Genomic DNA, 16,583 nt, shown 5'->3' with positions numbered 1-16,583 from the left:
GAGGGGAAGAAGTGCGGGGGCTACTTGACCGAGCCGGCGGTCATGCCGCCGACGAGGTAGCGCTGCAGGAACATGAAGGCGACGACCACCGGGATGGACACCACGAGCGAGGCGGCCATCAGCTCGGGCCAGGCGGCCTGGAACTCGCCGATGTAGGTGGAGACGAGGCCGGGCGGCAGGGTCTGCTTCTCCTTGTCGGCCAGCGTCACGGCGAAGATGAAGTCGTTCCAGCCGCGGACGAAGGCGAACAGCCCGGCCGCGATCATTCCGGGTGCGGCCAGCGGCGCCACGATGGAGTGCAGCGTCCGCCACCGGGAGGCGCCGTCGATGGACGCGGCCTCCAGGAGGGCGTCCGGGATGGTGTCGAAGATGCCCTTCAGCATCCAGACGCACAGCGGCATCGTGAACGTGGTGAAGGACAGCACGAGCGCGGTGTACGTGTTCAGCAGGCCGAAGCTGGAGAACACGGCGTACAGCGTCACCAGCAGGAGGGCCTGGGGGAACATCTGGGAGGCCAGCACCATGTGCATCAGCGAGCGCCGTCCGCGGTAGCGGAACTTGGAGAAGGAGTACCCCATGTACGTGGCGACGACCACGCTCAGTACGGCGGTGATCGAGGCCACGACGAGCGAGTTGATCATGTACTTGATCAGCTGGTCGTTCTCGGCGAGTGCGGTGAAGTTGCTGAAGGTGAGGTGCGTGGGTATCAGCTTCGGCGGGAACTGGAACGCGTCCTCGGGGCTGCTCAGGGCGGTGGCCAGCAGCCAGTAGACCGGCAGGAGGCCGAAGGCGCCGATCACCAGGACCGCGGTCCAGGCGGCGATCCTGGAGCGGAGCAGGTCCTTGCGCATCCGGCGCCGCGAGGTGCTTCCGGCGGACGTGGCGGACGGCTTCAGCCGGCCGGTGCCGGACAGCGGGGTGGAGGTCGTGGAGGTCATCAGGCGTCGCCCTTCCGCTCGGTGATCCTGAGGTAGACGACGACGAGGAGGAGCAGGAGCAGCATCCACAGCCCGCCCAGCGCGGTCGCCCGGCCGATGTCGAAGCCCTTGAAGGCGGTCTGGTACACCGCGGTGGCGAAGGTCTCCGTGGCGCCGGCCGGCCCGCCGCCGGTGAGCACGTAGATGGTGTCGAAGTGCTGGAAGTTCCAGATGAACTCAAGGAGCAGCACGATCGAGGCGACCCCGCGCACCTGGGGCCAGGTGACGGCGAAGAAGCGCCGGATCGAGCCGGCCCCGTCGATGGAGGCCGCCTCGTGCAGTTCCTTGGGCACGGTCTGCAGGCCGGCCAGGAGCATCACCATCATCCAGGGGAAGCTCGCCCAGGTCTTGGTGATGATGACGGCGAGCATCGCGGTGCCCGGCTGTCCGAGCCAGGACACCGATTCGTCGATGATCCCCGTGTCCATGAGGACGCCGTTCAGCACGCCGTAGTTCGCGTTGAAGATCCACATCCACAGGAAGGAGACCACCACACCCGGGATCACCCACGGGAAGAGGAAGAGGCCGCGCATGAAGCCGCTGCCCTTCAGGCCCGAGTTCAGTGCGAGCGCGAGTGCGAACCCGAGCACGAAGGGGACGAGCGTCGCCCCGACGGTGAAGACCAGGGTCTGCTTGAGGATGGTGAGGAAGTCGCCGTCGAGCCAGTAGGTGAAGTTGTCGAGACCGACGAACTCGCGCCCCGGCAGGCGCAGGTCCTGCTTGAAGAAGCCGGTGAACAGGGCCGACACCAGCGGATAGATGATGATCGTCGCGAAGAGCGCGATCCCCGGTGCGGTCAGCAACAGTGCGAACGCGCCGTTGGAGAGTCGTCCACCGGTCCGCTCACGACGTGGAGCGGCCTTCCGTGGAGGTGCGGCCGTACTCATGGATCAGTCCTCTCGAACGGTGCGGGAGCGGTGGTGCGGGGCGTGCCGCGGTGGCTGCGCTCCGAAGGGCCGAAGGCGCAGCGGCCGGACGTGAGCCGTGAGCCGCGCCGTCCCGTGCGTCGGCCGAGGCCCTGTGTGAAGGTCATGCTGCTGCACTGAACGCAAGTTGCAGCATGCGGGATCGTTCTCCATATCGTGCGAAGGCGTCAACCCTTTTGGTCGGTGAATCGTCGGTTCTGTGCAGAACCGACGAGTCCGTTGACCTGCCGCGAACTCGAACGGTAGCCCTCGCCGACGGCATCGTTGGCTGCGCCGGAAACTTACAACACATCCCACTGACTGAACAGTGGTTGCACAATATGGATGTGATGTACGTTCGTGGTCGCTCCGCTACGGCGGAGAGAATCCGTGCTTCACACCGAGGAGGCCGCCCCGTGCGGGAAGAAGAGGTCCATTACGACATCGCCGTCATCGGCGGTGGCCTGGCGGGGACCTGCGCGGCCATCGCCGCGGCCCGGCTCGGCCGGCGCGTCGCCCTGGTCAACAACAGGACGGTGCTGGGCGGCAACGCCAGCAGCGAGGTCCGGGTCTGGGTCTGCGGAGCCTCCGCCCACGGCGTGCACCGCTGGGCCCGGGAGACCGGCATCATGGGCGAGCTGTACACCGAGAACCAGTACCGCAACCCCGAGGGGAACCCGTACTACTGGGACCAGGTGGTCCTCGACGCCGTCCGGGCCGAACCGGGCATCGACCTCTACCTCAACACCGACGTACGGGAGGTCGACGCGAGCGGCCCGGACGACGCGCGCGAGGTGCACTCCTGCACCGGCTGGATGATGGGCTCCGAGCGGCGCATCACCTTCCACGCCCGGCAGTTCCTCGACTGCACCGGCGACGGCCTGCTCGGCCACCTCGCGGGCGCCCGCTACCGCATCGGCCGCGAGGCGCGCGCGGAGTTCGGCGAGCCCTGGGCGCCCGAGGAGGAGGACGAGGCGCTGCTCGGGTCGACGATCCTCTTCCACACCAAGGACCTCGGCCGGCCGGTGAAGTTCGTGCCGCCCTCCTCCGCCCGCGACCTCACCACCACGCCCATCCTGCGCAACCGTGTGCTGCGCACGGGCGACAACGGCTGCGACTACTGGTGGGTCGAGTGGGGCGGTGAGCTCGACACCGTCCACGACAACGAGCGCATCCGCGACGAACTCCAGTCCGTGGTCATGGGCATCTGGGACCACATCAAGAACTCCGGCGAGTTCCCGGACGCCGAGAACCTGACGCTGGAGTGGGTCGGCAGCCTCCCGGGCAAGCGCGAGTACCGCCGCTTCCTCGGCGACCACGTGCTGAGCCAGCAGGACGTCCTGGAGCAGCGGCAGTTCGACGACCGCATCGCGTTCGGCGGCTGGTCCGTCGACCTCCATCCCGTGCAGGGGATGTACGCCGACGAGCCCGGCGCCCGCCAGCGCTACGCGGACGGTATCTTCCACATCCCGCTGCGCTCCCTGTACTCGGTGAACGTCACGAACCTGATGTTCGCCGGGCGCAACATATCCGCCACCCACATCGCGTTCGGCGCCACCCGCGTGATGGCCACCTGCGCCACGCTCGGCGAGGCCGCGGGCACGGCCGCCGCCCTGTGCGTGGCCGAGGGCATCGGCCCGCGCGAACTCGCCGCCGAGCGACCCGAGCTGGTGCGCCGCGCCCTGCTCCGGCAGGACGCCTCGGTGATCGGCCTGGCCGACGACGACCCCGGCAACCTGGCGCTCGCGGCCCGGGCCAGTGCCTCCTCGTACCTGAACCGTCTGGCCGCTGAGCCGACTCCGGCCGGGCCCGGCGAGCCGTACCCGCTCACCCGCGACCTCGCGCTGCTGCTGCCGGCCGACCCCGTGCTCGACAGGGTCGACCTGTTGGTCCACGGCGCCCCGGACGGACGGTCCAGTGACCTCACGGTGGAGCTGTGGAGCACCGGCCGCCCCGAGAACGCCGTCCCCGCCGACCAGCTGCTGACCACCACGGTGACCGTGCCGGCCGGCGGCCCCCACTGGGTCACCGCCCAGCTGGGCCACCGCCCGGACGCCCCGGAGAACGTCGTCCTGATCGTCCGCGCCTGTCCGGGTACGGCGCTGGTCCTCGTCCCCGTACGCACCGACGGTGTTCTCGCGCTGCGCAGCCGGGCCGAGGGCGATGTGGCCGTCGACCACGACATCCCCGAGGAGGACGGTCAGCTGGTCCTGGAGTGGCAGGCCCGCGGCCTGCGCCGCCGGACCTTCGGCTTCCGCGCCGCACCGGATACCGAGGCCTTCCTGCCCGAGCGGGCCGTCGGCGGATTCCAGCGCCCCTACGGCGGGCCGCAGATGTGGTCGTCCGAGCCGCTGGCGGACCCGGAACGGGCCGGGCAGTGGCTGCGTCTGGACTGGGACGAGGCGCGGCAGATCGCCGAGGTGCGTGTGGTGTTCGACGACGACGTCGACGAGTACCTGAACAACCTGCACCGCCACCGCACCCCGTTCGAGGTCATGCCGGAACTGGTCCGCGACTACCGCGTCCAGAGCCGTGAGCCCGACGGCACCTGGAACACCCTGCTGACGGTGACGGACAACCGCCGCCGCCACCGCGTGCACGGTCTGCGCGGTGCGGACGGCGGCCCGGTGCGCACCGACGCGCTGCGGCTCGTGGTGGACGCGACCCACGGGGCACGGCACGCGCACGTGATCGCGTTCAAGGCGTACGGCGCATAGGCGCGCGGCGAAAGGGGCCCGTACAGGTCGGCCGACCTGTACGGGCCCCTTCATTTCGGCGGGTGCCTCAGACGGGCTCTTCGGCGGGTGGCTCAGACACGGGTTCTTCGGCGGATGGCTCAGACCGCGCCCAGCGCCTGGCTGATGGCGTCGGCGGCCTCGATGACCTCACGGGTCAGCGCGAGCCGCTGCCCTTCCTCCTCGGTGTGCCCGCCGAGGAGGGAGGTGGGGCCCCACAGGGAGATGGCGGCCACCACGTCGCCCGAGGCGTCGCGGACCGGAGCGGCCAGGGAGGCCCGGCCCAGGGCCCGTTCCTCGGCTTCGACGGCGTAGCCGGTGCGGCGGACGGTGTCGATCTCGGCGTCGAGGAGATCGTGGCTGGTGGTCGTGTAGTCCGTGTGCGCCGCCAGTGGTTCGGGCAGCAGCGTGCGGCGCTCCTTGGGCGTGAGCCCGGTGAGGAGGCACTTGCCGATGCTGGTGGCGTGCAGCGGGGCGGTGTGTCCGGCCTGGGTGTACGACTTCGGGGCGCGCGTCCCCTCGAAGTTGCACAGGAACATCAGCTCGGTGTCGCGGCGGATGGCGACGTTGGCCCCCAGCCCGGTGCGGGTGGCGAGGTCCTGGAGGACCATGCGGGCGGCACGGTGGACCGGGTGCCGGTTGGTGGCGGTGGCGGCGAGGGGGAGGATGCCGAGGCTGAGCCGGTAGAGGTTGCTGACCGGGTCGCGCTCGACCATGTCGAGGCGTTCGAGGGTGGACAGCAGGCGGGAGGTGGTGGAGGATCCCAGCCCGGTGAGTTCGGCGACGTCGGAGACGCGTAGCTCGGCGCGGCCCGAGTCGAGTGCGCGCAGCACCGAGACGGCTCGTTCGACGCTCTGGTTCGTCCCGGCGTCGGTCGCCCGAGTAGCCATGACCCTCCTCATTTTGCAAGTCGCTTGCACTATCTGCATCAGCATATCGCGTCGGCCGGGGCGGCGGCTGTGAAATCCATGGCCGGAACGGGCACGGGATGCTGCTCGTTCCGGCCATCCAGGACAGGCCGGACATCGTGCCCGGGCCCGCCCCCGTCAGCCCGATCGTCCGCGACCGGGCTGTCACAGGGCGGTCCTAGGGTGAGCGGATGAACGGACAGGATGCAGGGAATTCCCGGGCGGCGCTGCCCGCGCACGCCATCGAGGTCGGAGCGGGGCCGCTGGACCGGCCGGTGCGGGACTCGGTGGGCGGCTGGCCCTTCCTCGACCCCGGGCAGGAGTGGCCCGTGTGCTTCTGCGGGGAGCGGCTGGCGCTGTTCTTCCAGCTCGACGTGCCCGCTGACCTGGAGCCCTTCGGCGGGGATCACCTGCTGGTGTTCCACTGCGGTGCGCACAACGAAGCGTCCGATGCCGCGTTCGCCGGCGGGCGGCTCGTGCCCCGGTACTGGGACGCTCCGCAACCGCCCTACCCGGGGCCGTTCTGGCGCATTCTGCTCCAGCGACAGGCGGACCTCCCGGCCGCGGAGCCCGAACCTTCCGTATGCGCCCTGCCGTTGACGCTGCGGCCCTTCGACGACGCCCCCGACCCGCGCGGCATCGGAGCGCAGGGATTCAAGCTGGGCGGTACGCCGTCCTGGGCGCAGGGCCCCGAGTACTACACCTGCGCGTGCGGCGCCGGTCTGGAGTACCTCTGCCAGGTGCCGGAATACACGGAGTTCGCGGTCCGTCCCGGCCTGCCCGAACAGCCCTACAGCGTAGGGGCCGACACCTACGGACTGTTCCTCGGCAACGAGGTCTACCTGATGGCGTGCCCGGCCCACTGCGACCCGGCAGCGGTCTGGCCGGTGAACCAGCATTTCTGAGCGCCGCGCGGCGGGGGCGACCGCGTGCCGCCTCCGCCCCCGCCCCCGGCGTCAGGCCGGACGCAGGCCGAACCAGTCGAAGGCCGCGCTGCCCCGGGTCGCGTACATGCCGACGACCCGGCCGGTGAAGCCCCCGGCGACCTCCGTGGTGAGGTAGCGGCCGTCGAGTGCGGCCAGGATCTCGAAGTCGCCCCCGGCCGTCTCGTAGCCCAGGTGGAGGGTGTCGGGCCCGCCGATCCGGAGGCCGGGCGGGGCCGCCGCCTGCGGGTCCGTGACGGACGGGGGCAGGGTCACGTCGGTGGTGACGTCGATCCGCAGGGTCAACGGGCCCGGCTCCACCGTGCGTTCGGCCACGCTGTGGCACAGCGGGCCGATCCTGGCGACGACGTGGACCGTGCCGGCGCCGTCCGTCTCCACCCGGTAGTGGTGCGCCTCGTCGAGCCGTACGACGAGCCCGCCCAGGCCTCCCGGAGCGACGTCGATCCGGGTGCGCGCGGTGCAGTCGGGGTCCTGCTGGCGCCGCCCCACGAAGAGCGCGCCCGGCGAGTCGAGGCTGTCCGCGCGGGCGTGCAGGACCAGGTGCCCCGGTCGCTCGTCCAGGCGGACGGCAGCCGGGTCGTGCCGCCTCAGCGACACCCAGCGCGGTGCGAGCGCGGGGGAGTCGAAGTCGTCCCGGTCCGCCTCCTCCGGCCACGGGTGCGGCGCCAGGGCCGGGGCCTCGGCCCGCAGGTCCACCGGTCCCGGCAGCGGCCAGCCGTCCTCCCAGCGGACCGGCGCCAGGAACGTCTCCCGGCCCAGGCCGTGGTACTTCGGGGTGTCGCCGCGGGGCCGGGTGCCCAGCAGCACCATCCACCAGGTGTCGTCCTGCGCCTGTACGAGGTCACCGTGGCCGATGTTCTGCACGGGGTGACCGGTGCTGCGGTGGGAGAGCACGGGGTTGTCCGGATGCGGTTCGAACGGCCCCGGCAGGCTGCGGGCCCGGGCCACCGACATCGCGTGACCGCGTTCGGTGCCGCCCTCCGACAGCAGCAGGTACCACCAGTCGCCGATCCGGTACAGGTGCGGTCCCTCGGGGTACTGAAGGCCGCTGCCGGACCACAACGCCACCGGCTCGCCCAGCGCCCGGCCCGTGTCCGGATCGAGGCGCACCGCGCGGATCCCGTCGTCCGAGTACACGCACCAGCAGGTGCCGTCCTCGTCCCAGGCCAGATCGGGGTCGATGCCCGGTATGCCGACCCGCACCGGGTCCGACCAGGGTCCGGCGGGGTCCTTCGCGGTCACCAGAACGGTGCCGGCGTCGGTGACCACGGTCGTGATCATCCAGAACAGCCCATCGTGGTGTCGCAGGGTGGGCGCGTACACACCGCACGAGGCCGGGACCGACTCGGGCAGCTCCAACTGGCCCGGCCGGTCCAGCGCGTGCCCGATCAGCCGCCAGTTCACCAGGTCGCGGCTGTGCCACACGGGCACCCCCGGCACGTACTCGAAGCTGGACGTCGCCACGTAGTAGTCGTCGCCCACCCGGCAGATGCTCGGGTCCGGACTGAAGCCGGGTATCACGGGGTTGTCGAAGAGCGCCATGTCCGTCCCAGGGTGTGGCCGGGTGGCGGGCCGGCTGTCCGCCGGACCGCCACGATCGTCGAAGCGCTTCGAAAGTGGCACGGAGGCGGTGCGCTGTCAACGGTCGCCGGGTGCCGGCCGTGCCCGTTCGGCCCCCACCACGCGAACGGTGGGGGCCGGCGGCAGGATCAGCCGGCGGCCGGGCGCAGGCGTACCGGGAGTGTCTGGTGCCCGTTGCTGATCAGGGAGGGCAGCGGCTGGAGTTCGGCTGCCGGAACCGCGAGTTCGGCCTCGGGGAACCGCTCGAAGAACTGCTGGAGCGCGGTCGCGATCTCCAGGCGGGCGAGTGGGGCACCGAGGCAGAAGTGCACGCCGTGACCGAAGGCCAGGTGCTCCTTCGTCGGCCGGGTGACGTCGAAGAGGTCGGCGGATTCCCCGTGCAGGCCGGGGTGGCGGTTGGCGGCGGCGTAGGAGGCGAGGATCGCCTCGCCCCGGGCGATCTTCTGCCCGTCGGGCAGCGGGATGTCCGCCAGGGCGAACCGCATGGGCAGGTGCTTGACGGCAGGTTCGTGCCGCAGGGTCTCCTCGACGACGCTGTTCCAGTCGGCGCGCCCGGCCCGCAGGTGGGCGAGGTGCGCGGGGTCGGCCAGCAGGGCGGTGATGGCCTGGTCGATCACGTTGACCGTGGTGTCGTATCCGGCGGAGACCATCAGCAGGAGTGTGTCGCGCAGTTCGTCGTCGGTGAGGGCGCTCCCGTCCCCCTCGTCGTCGCGGGAGGCGATGAGGAGCGAGGTCATGTCGTCCCCGGGATCCGCGCGCTTGGCCGCGATCAGTGCGTTGAGGGCCTCGTACAGCGCGGCCGTGTTCGCCGTGGCCTGCTCGACGGTGAGGGTGGTGTCGAAGACACCGTCGACCAGGGCGCGGAAGCCGTCGAGCTGGTACTCGGGGACGCCCATGAGCTGACCGATCACCGCGATCGGCAGTGGGTAGGCGAGGTCCTTGCGCAGATCGGCCACCTCGCCGGCCGGCCGGGTGCCGAGATCGTCGAGAAGCGTGGCCACGACCTTCTCGACCGATGCCCGCAGGTCCTGGATGCGGCGGGCGCTGAACGCCGGGGCCACCATCCGGCGGAGCCGCCGGTGGTCGCCTCCGTAGGCGGTGAACATGTTGCTCACGGCGACCCAGAGGGCGAGGGGCCAGGTGGCCACGGTCTCGGCGAAGGCCGGCCAGTGGGCGCGGGCGTCCTTGGAGACGTCCGGGCTGGTGAGGAGTTCCTTCAGGAGCGCAGGGTCGGTGACCGACCACGCGGTCACACCGAGGACGTCCACACGGGTGGCCGGACCGCGGTCGCGCAGGGCCCGGTACTCGGCGTGGCGTTCGGAACCGGTGGGATCGAGGACGAGTAAGGGCTGCTCGGACTCGGGCATGGTGCCTCTCTTTCAGCGGGCGGTGGCGAAGCGGACGGGAAGCGATTCCAGGGCGCGGTGGAAGGGGCCCGGACGCCAGCGCAGTTCAGCGGCGGGGACGGCGAGATCCATTTCCGGCAGGGCGTCGAGCAGACAGGTGACCGCCGTCTCGGCGATGAGGTACGCGTGGGAGCGCGCCGGGCAGGTGTGGGGGCCGATGCTCCAGGCCAGGTGAGCACGGTTGCCCGAGATCCCGGCCGGCCCCCGGGTGAGTTCGGGGTCGTTGTTGCAGGCCGCCATGGAGATGACGACGGGCTGGTGGGCCGGGAGCAGGAAACCGTCGATGTCCGCGGGGAACGGCGGATACGTGATGCAGTAGTTCGCCATCGGCGGGTCGGTGTACAGGACGGTGTCCAGCGCGTCGCGCACCGTGGACCGGCCCGCGTGCAGTCCGGCGGAGAACTCCTCGTCGGTGAGGATCTTCAGCTGGGTGTTGGCGATGAGGTTGGTCAGCGGCTCGATACCGGCGCCGTAGAGCGTGACGAGCTGGTGGCTCATCTCCTCGTCGGTCAGCTCCGCCGGGTGGGCCAGAAGACGTGAGGTGATGTCGTCGGCGGGATCGCGCCGGCGCAGGGCGACGAGGTCGGCGAGGGCCTGGCCGAGGATCTGGTTGCCCTCATGGGCGTCGGTGGTGTTGAAGATACGCGCCATGCCGTCGGCGATCCGCGCTCCGATCCCGTCGGGGCAGCCCAGCAGAGCACTGAGGATCCGGAAGGCGATCGGCCAGGCGTACTGGGTGAGCAGATCGGCGCTGCCAGCGGTGAGGAAGTCCCCGATGGACTCCTCGGCGACCTTCTCCACCTGGGCGCGCAGACGGTGCTGGTCGACGGCGTTGATGCTCGCGGTGTTGGCCGCCCGGTAACGGGCGTGTTCCGTACCGCCGTTGCGCAGGGCGTTGGGCCGCCACTCCATCATCGGCCGCACGGGGCACGAGGCCGGCACCTGCTGCTCCCAGATGCGCGGGTCCGGCGGAAAGTACATGGGGTCGTTGAGGATGCGGCGGGCCTGGAGATAGCCGATCACCAGCGTGGCCGGGATGCCGGGGGACAACTCGACGGGCACCAGAGGGCCGTAGGTCCCGCGCATCCGCTCGTAGGCGGCGTGCGGGTCGGCGGCGAAGCCCGGCTCGTACAGCGAGACCCTGCCCGGCGCGACCGTGGGCACGGAGCTGGTGAAGGTCATGAGGTGGGCTCCAGGGAGAGGGCTGCACGGTGCGAGATCAGGTACTCCGTGAGCGTGATCAGGGCATGGAGGGAGGAGGTACGGTCGCGTGCGTCGCAGGTGGTCAGCGGCGTGTGGGGTTCCAGGGCGAGGGCCTGGCGCAGTTCGCCGAGGTCGTAGACGGGCGCGCCGGGGAAGGTGTTGATCGCGACCGCGTACGGGATGCCCTCTCCCTCCAGCAGACTCAGGGCCCCGTGGCTCGCGTCGAGGTCGCGGGTGTCGGCCAGGACGAGGCAGCCCAGTGCGCCCTGGGCGAGGTCCTCCCACAGGGGCTGGAACCGGATCTGTCCGGGGAGTCCGAACAGATACAGGGCGAGGGCGCCGCCGGACAGGTGGATTCGGCCGAAGTCCATGCCCACGGTCGTCGTGGTCTTGCCCGGTGTGCCGCGCAGATCGTCGATTCCTGCGCTGTCCTCGGTGATCGGCTCCTCCATCCGCAGCGGCCGCACCTCGGACACGCTGCCGATGAAGGTCGTCTTGCCGACGCCGAACCCGCCGGCGACCACGATCTTGGCGGACCGGGTCACCGTGACCGGCACGTACGCGACGGCCTTCGGCGTGTCAGACCAGTTCTCGCAGTCCATCAAGCACCTTCTGCAGGAGGTCGTTTTCGGGCTGATCGTTCACAGCGGCGGCCGGGCCGGCCAGGTGACCGCTGTCCATGAGGGAGGAGACGAGGATCCGGATGGTGGAGGGCGGCAGCTGCAGCGCGGCGGCGATGTCCGCGACGGCCAGCCCGCCGTGGCCCACGGAGAACAGGCTCATCACCCGCCGGGCATCGGGTCCCAGCTCGCCGGTCGGGCCGGCTGCGGCGATGACCACGCTCTCCAGGAGGACGCTCCGGTGCGGGCGGACCCGTCCGCCGGTGCGGACGTAGGGCCGCACCATGTCCGGGTCGCGCCGCGGACCGGTCATACCGCGGTGCCGCCGTCCGGCTGGAGAACGGGCCTGCGCTCCGCGGTGCCGAGCTGTTCTCCCAGGCGCACCACGAGCAGGGCCATGTGGTGGCTGATCAGGCCGACGTCGGCGTGGGGTCCCGTCGTGACGACCGAGAGCATCGTGTTCTGACCGGCCGCCGTCGTCAGGCCGATCCGGTCGACGCTCTCGATCAGCTGCTGGCGCACGCCGTGCCCGCCGGTGAAGTCGTCCCACGCCCGGCCCGAGGCCCGCAGCGAGGCGGTCAGGGCGGCCAGCTTCTCTCCGTCCTCCTGCCCGATGGTCTCCGTCCGGGCCTTGAGCAGACCGTCGCCGCTCATCAGCACGGCGTACCGGACGCCCTCCACGGATCCCAGCTGCTCGTCCAGCAGCCAGCCCAGGGCGTTCGAGTGGGTGTCCGACATGTTCAACGTCCTTCGTCAGTGCTGGCGGTGTTCTGGTCGTCCCGGCTGCGGCGGCTGCCCGCCATCCACGCGGCGGCCACGGCGGGGGTACCCGGCTCCACGGGAGCGGGGTCCGGCCGCTTCTCGGCGGCGGGGTCCGCCTCGGCGGGGCGCGGGGTGCGACGCCGGACGGTGAGGCCGCTTGCCGTGGTGGACGTGGCAGCCGGAGCCGGCGCAGGCTCCGCTTCCGGGGCGGGGGCCGGCCGGGCGGCCGGCAGACTCTGCACGGACGACATCCGTGGCGGCTGGGGCGTCGTCAGCAGGGCCTGCGGGAGCACGATGATCGCGCGGGTTCCGCCGTACAGGTTGGGCGCCGTCAGTTCGACGCGGAAGCCGTACTGGTCGGCGAGCACGGACGCGACGCGCAGTCCGGTCTGCGGGTACGCGCCGAGCTGCGTGATGTCGTCCCGCTGCTTGCCGGACATGACCTCGCGCGCCCAGGTCAGCCGCTCGTCCTCGATCCGCAGTCCCGCGTCGTCCACGACGAGGAAGGCCGCGTTGGCACCGTGCTCCAGCGAGACGTGCACCCGGGCGTTCGGCGGGGAGTACCGGAGCGCGTTGTCCAGGAGCACCGCCAGGGCGTGGACGACTGCTTCCACGGCCCGGCTCTGCACGGCGAAGGACTGCAGGTCGGTGTGCTGGATGCGCTGATAGCCCTCGACCCGGCCCATGGCCGTGCGGACGATGTCGGTGAGTGTGGTGGCCGGCCAGCGCCGCGACAGTTTGTCGCCGGCCAGGACGCCGTAGCCGGACGCGGTGAGCAGCATCTGCTGGGCCAGGTGATCCATCTCGACCAGCGTGGCGTACGCCTCGTCCGAGACATGGCGGCGCACGCCGGCGCTGATCGCGCTGCTCAGCTTCGCGGCCCGCTGCACGGTGCTGGAGGCGAAGGCGCGTACGGCTGCCCGGGCCACGTCCACCGACTCCTGCCGTGCCTGGGCGATGCGCTGCTCGGCTTCCGCCCGTGCCTGCGCGAGCTGGTCCTGTGCGGCGTTCCGCGCCAGTTGACCGGTCCGGCCGATGGCGGAGGAGGCCTGTCCCGCGAGAGCACCGAGAGCATCCGCCATCCGGGTGTGCAGCAGCTGGGGCGGCACGGCCAGGTCGGGCCGATAGGTCTGTCCGGCCTGCGTATGTGCCGCGGCGGCCGGAACGACGGTGTGCGCGATGTGCCCGACGAACTGCTCGGCGGCGCGCAGTTGCTGCCCGAGCTCCTCGACTCGCTGCTGGAGGCCGTCCGCGCGGCGTTTCTGGGCGCGGGCCCGGAGGTGGAAGGAGAGCGTCGCGCCGGCGCCGGCCGCCAACGCGGCCACGATCAGTATCAGTTCGGTCATCAGGCCCTCACGAGAATCGGGGAGGCCGTTCCGGTGCGTATGCCGCCGGTCGGGCCGTGCTGCTCGTTACGGGGGTGGGATCGCATCGTGTCTGTACTCCGTAGTGCCCGGGTTTCGGGGGCTGCCGGCGGCCGGGGCCGGCTGTCGGGGGACGGGAGGGAGGCGGTCGGCTCCGCAGGGCGACGAGCCGGGAATCCGCAGCTTCCCCTGCCGCCGTGTACGCGGGAGGGAACGGGGATCCGGGGGATCGGCGCAAGGGCGGGACGAGCCGTGCCGGTGGACGGCGGGGCCTGTCCGGGCGCCTCTTCGTGGCCCGGGCCGCGGCCTGTCGCGCACGCAGGGGCCTTCGGGGAGCTGCCGCGAGGCCGTGCGCCGGCGGGTCCGCCCGGACCAGGAGCGTCCGGGCGGGCGGGAATGCCGGAGTCGGCCGGCTGCCGGCGGTCTAAGTGTGTGGCCGGCGAGGTGGGCATGGCCGAACTCTAGTTGGAATGAACGGTGTTGCGCACGGTGCCCCTGTGCCGGATGGGAGGCGTTGTTGTGAAGTAGGTGACGTGAAAGCCGTGTTGAGGGAACGACTGATTCCGCAGTCGCCGGTGCGCGGGGCCCGCTCGCTGCGGGGTGGGTGCCGTGCTCTTCTCCCGTGTGCGCGGGTGGTGGGGTCACCGCCCGCGCATGGGCGGGGGTCACCGCCCCGTCCTGGGACGTGGTGCGCCGGCGCCGCCCGCCGGGCCCGATCCGACAGTTACCATCGCGTAACTTACTGACGGGTTACCTTCGGTAAGTGCCGCTGCTAGCTTGCGATCACCTGCATTCCGAGCAGAGCGAGGAGTGAGCTGTGAGCCGCAAGAGCACCCATTCGCCTTCCCCTGTCCCCACGTCGTCCCCCATGGATTCCCCCGCCCGTGGGCCACGCCCCGGACACCTGCGCGCGGTGGCCGTCGCCGTGACCGCCGCGGCCTGCGTGGCCGCGTACGCCGCACCCGCGTCCGCCGCCGACGGGTCGCAGCCCGTCGTCTCCCGCGGGGTCACCATCCCCGACTTCTACACCCCGCCGGCCGAACTGCCCTCCGCCAACGGCGCGGTGATCCGCCACGAGCCGCTGCCGCTCGGGCTGAGCCTGCCCGGTCTGGACGGCCGCCCGATGCCGGGCACCGCGACCCGGCTGATGTATCGCTCCACGGACTCGGGCGGACAGGCCGTCGCGGTGACGGGCGCCTACATCGAACCGTCCGCCGGCTGGAAGGGCTCGGGCCCGCGTCCGCTGGTGGCGCTGGCCTCGGGAACCGTGGGCCAGGGCGACCAGTGCGCGCCCTCCCTGAGCCTCCAGCACCCGCTGGCCCTGACCCCCGAGACCGTGTCGGTCGGCTACGAGACCCTGGCGATCTACCGACTGCTCTCCGCGGGCGTCGCCGTCGTGGTCACCGACTACGTCGGCCTCGGCACGACGGACCGGCTCCACACCTACGTCAACCGGCTCGACCAGGGCCACGCCCTGCTGGACGCGGTCCGTGCGGCGCACCGGCTGCCAGGCACCTCGATCACACCCGACTCGCGGACCGGTCTGTACGGCTACAGCCAGGGCGGCGGAGCCAGCGCGTCGGCGGCCGAACTCCAGTCGTCCTACGCGCCCGACGTCAAGCTCGCCGGCACCTACGCCGGTGCGCCGCCCGCCGACCTGACCGCGACCATGAAGGGCATCGACGGCAGCGCCCTCGCCGGCGCCCTGGCCTGGTCGATCAACGGCTTCGCCCAGTCCGACGCCGATCTGCGGGACGTCGTCGATGCCAACGTCAACGACGCCGGCCGGGCCGCGCTGAAGGACGCCTCCACGATGTGCGTCGGCGACGCGATCTTCGGCTACGGCTTCACCAAGAGCAGCAAATGGACCACCAGCGGCAGGTCCCTCGGTGACGTCATCGCCGCCGAGCCCAAGGCGCAGGCCGCCCTCGACAGGCAGCGCATCGGCACACTGAAGCCCACCGGTCCGGTGCGCCTGGCCACCGGTGTGCAGGACGACATCGTGCCCCACGCCCAGGCGCGCCAACTCGCCGTGGACTGGTGCCGCAAGGGCGCCGACGTCACCTACGACGCCGTCGTCCTGCCGAACCTCGGCGACAAGCTCCTCACCAACCACCTGGTCCCGCTGATCACCGACCAGGGCGATGCGATCTCCTGGATGACCGACCGGCTCTCGGGCAGGGGAACAGCGTCCAACTGCTGGACGATGCCCCTCCAGCCCTGACCTCCGACGCTCCGACGAGCACTCCGCGCAGGAGCGCGGATGCGGTAAACCGCTGTCGTTGCGGGGCGGCGGGCGCGATCATGGACCGGTCCTGCCCGCCGCCCCGTGAGGAACCGCACGACATGCCCGTACCGGCCGACCCGACCGTTCTCCACCCCATGCCCGGCCAGCCGCGGGTCGTGCAGCTCAGACCTCTGGTGAAGTCCCCGCTGATCGAGGTCGGGGAGTACTCCTACTACGACGACCCGGACGACGCCACACTGTTCGAGACACGGAACGTGCTCTACCACTACGGCCCGGAGAAACTGGTCATCGGCCGGTTCTGTGCCCTCGGCACGGGGGTGCGGTTCATCATGAACGGCGCCAACCACCGTATGGACGGCCCCTCGACGTTCCCGTTCCCGACGATGGGCGGATCGTGGGCCGACCACTTCGACCTGCTCGCCGGACTGCCGAACCGCGGGGACACCGTCGTCGGCCACGACGTCTGGTTCGGTCACAGCGCGACCGTCATGCCCGGCGTACGGATCGGGAACGGCGCGATCATCGGAGCCGGCTCCGTCGTCACCAAGGACGTGCCCGACTACGGCATCGTCGGCGGCAACCCGGCCCGCCTCATCCGCACCCGCTACGACGACCGGGATATCGCCCGGCTGCTCGCCCTGGCCTGGTGGGACTGGCCGGCACAGCACATCACCGCCCATGTGCGCACGATCATGTCGGGCACCGTCGACGCGCTCGAAGCCGCCGCCCCGCCCGCGTGACGGCCGCCGCGCCCGGGCCCGCCGAAATCCATGTGCGGCGGGCCCGGCCACCGGCTATCGTCCTTGGCATGTTCTTCCGACAGCTCTACGGCTGACGCGGGACGGGGCAGTGCCCCGCCTCCGTCCGGTACGCCCTGTGCACGCCCACGACCCGGCCTCCGGGCCGCAGCGGCCGGCGCACGGGTTCGCC

The 16,583-nt window shown here is 71.3% G+C and carries 14 protein-coding genes; 4 read left to right on the top strand and 10 right to left on the bottom strand.

All coding sequences use genetic code 11. From position 1 onward, the window contains the following. Positions 1-20: 20 nt before the first annotated feature. Positions 21-938, bottom strand: coding sequence for a carbohydrate ABC transporter permease (locus tag OG959_RS07085; protein WP_326657316.1), 918 nt, complete (start codon positions 936-938; stop codon positions 21-23). Then, a complete protein-coding gene (locus OG959_RS07080) occupies positions 938-1,864 on the bottom strand; it encodes a carbohydrate ABC transporter permease (protein WP_326657315.1) in 927 nt (308 codons plus the stop codon). Before OG959_RS07080 ends, OG959_RS07085 begins: the two co-directional genes overlap by 1 nt. Positions 1,865-2,298: 434 nt before the next feature. Here OG959_RS07080 and OG959_RS07075 point away from each other — a divergent pair, with 434 nt between their 5' ends. Then, complete coding sequence (locus tag OG959_RS07075; RefSeq protein WP_326657314.1) at positions 2,299-4,599, top strand: FAD-dependent oxidoreductase; 2,301 nt, start codon at positions 2,299-2,301, stop codon at positions 4,597-4,599. Positions 4,600-4,718: 119 nt separating this feature from the next. On the opposite strand, the gene OG959_RS07070 is transcribed toward OG959_RS07075, so the two are convergent. Next, a complete protein-coding gene (locus tag OG959_RS07070) occupies positions 4,719-5,507 on the bottom strand; it encodes an IclR family transcriptional regulator (RefSeq protein WP_326657312.1) in 789 nt (262 codons plus the stop codon). Between the two features lie 209 nt (positions 5,508-5,716). On the opposite strand from OG959_RS07070, the gene OG959_RS07065 reads away from it, so the two are divergent. Beyond that, positions 5,717-6,430, top strand: coding sequence for a hypothetical protein (locus OG959_RS07065; protein ID WP_326657311.1), 714 nt, complete (start codon positions 5,717-5,719; stop codon positions 6,428-6,430). Positions 6,431-6,481: 51 nt separating this feature from the next. On the opposite strand, the gene OG959_RS07060 is transcribed toward OG959_RS07065, so the two are convergent. The 7 genes from OG959_RS07060 to OG959_RS07030 form a co-directional block, all read right to left on the bottom strand. Beyond that, positions 6,482-8,011, bottom strand: coding sequence for a glycoside hydrolase family 43 protein (locus tag OG959_RS07060; RefSeq protein WP_326657309.1), 1,530 nt, complete (start codon positions 8,009-8,011; stop codon positions 6,482-6,484). Between the two features lie 167 nt (positions 8,012-8,178). Continuing rightward, positions 8,179-9,417, bottom strand: coding sequence for a cytochrome P450 family protein (locus tag OG959_RS07055; protein ID WP_326657308.1), 1,239 nt, complete (start codon positions 9,415-9,417; stop codon positions 8,179-8,181). 12 nt (positions 9,418-9,429) lie between these two features. Continuing rightward, positions 9,430-10,638: a cytochrome P450 gene (locus OG959_RS07050; protein WP_326657307.1), complete on the bottom strand. Its 1,209-nt coding sequence runs from the start codon at positions 10,636-10,638 to the stop codon at positions 9,430-9,432. After that, on the bottom strand, positions 10,635-11,261 hold the full coding sequence (locus OG959_RS07045) for a GTP-binding protein (RefSeq protein ID WP_326657305.1): 627 nt from the start codon (positions 11,259-11,261) through the stop codon (positions 10,635-10,637). The genes OG959_RS07050 and OG959_RS07045 overlap by 4 nt, the downstream gene beginning before the upstream one ends. Then, on the bottom strand, positions 11,239-11,565 hold the full coding sequence (locus OG959_RS07040) for a DUF742 domain-containing protein (RefSeq protein WP_326666262.1): 327 nt from the start codon (positions 11,563-11,565) through the stop codon (positions 11,239-11,241). The genes OG959_RS07045 and OG959_RS07040 overlap by 23 nt, the downstream gene beginning before the upstream one ends. Before the next feature lie 23 nt (positions 11,566-11,588). After that, positions 11,589-12,017, bottom strand: a complete 429-nt coding sequence (locus OG959_RS07035; protein ID WP_326657304.1) for a roadblock/LC7 domain-containing protein — start codon at positions 12,015-12,017, stop codon at positions 11,589-11,591. A 2-nt stretch (positions 12,018-12,019) separates the two neighbouring features. Next, positions 12,020-13,387, bottom strand: a complete 1,368-nt coding sequence (locus OG959_RS07030; RefSeq protein ID WP_326657303.1) for an ATP-binding protein — start codon at positions 13,385-13,387, stop codon at positions 12,020-12,022. An 886-nt stretch (positions 13,388-14,273) separates the two neighbouring features. Here OG959_RS07030 and OG959_RS07025 point away from each other — a divergent pair. Next, a complete protein-coding gene (locus OG959_RS07025; protein WP_326657301.1) occupies positions 14,274-15,629 on the top strand; it encodes a lipase family protein in 1,356 nt (451 codons plus the stop codon). A 122-nt stretch (positions 15,630-15,751) separates the two neighbouring features. Next, the gene (locus tag OG959_RS07020; RefSeq protein ID WP_326657300.1) at positions 15,752-16,393 is read left to right on the top strand and encodes a CatB-related O-acetyltransferase; all 642 of its coding nucleotides are present in this window, start codon (positions 15,752-15,754) and stop codon (positions 16,391-16,393) included. The last annotated feature ends 190 nt before the right edge of the window (positions 16,394-16,583 follow it).

The sequence above is a fragment of the Streptomyces sp. NBC_00385 genome (assembly GCF_035917155.1).
Classification (GTDB): domain Bacteria; phylum Actinomycetota; class Actinomycetes; order Streptomycetales; family Streptomycetaceae; genus Streptomyces; species Streptomyces poriferorum.
Note: the sequence above shows the minus strand (reverse complement) of the source record. Positions and strands in the feature narration are given on the sequence as shown.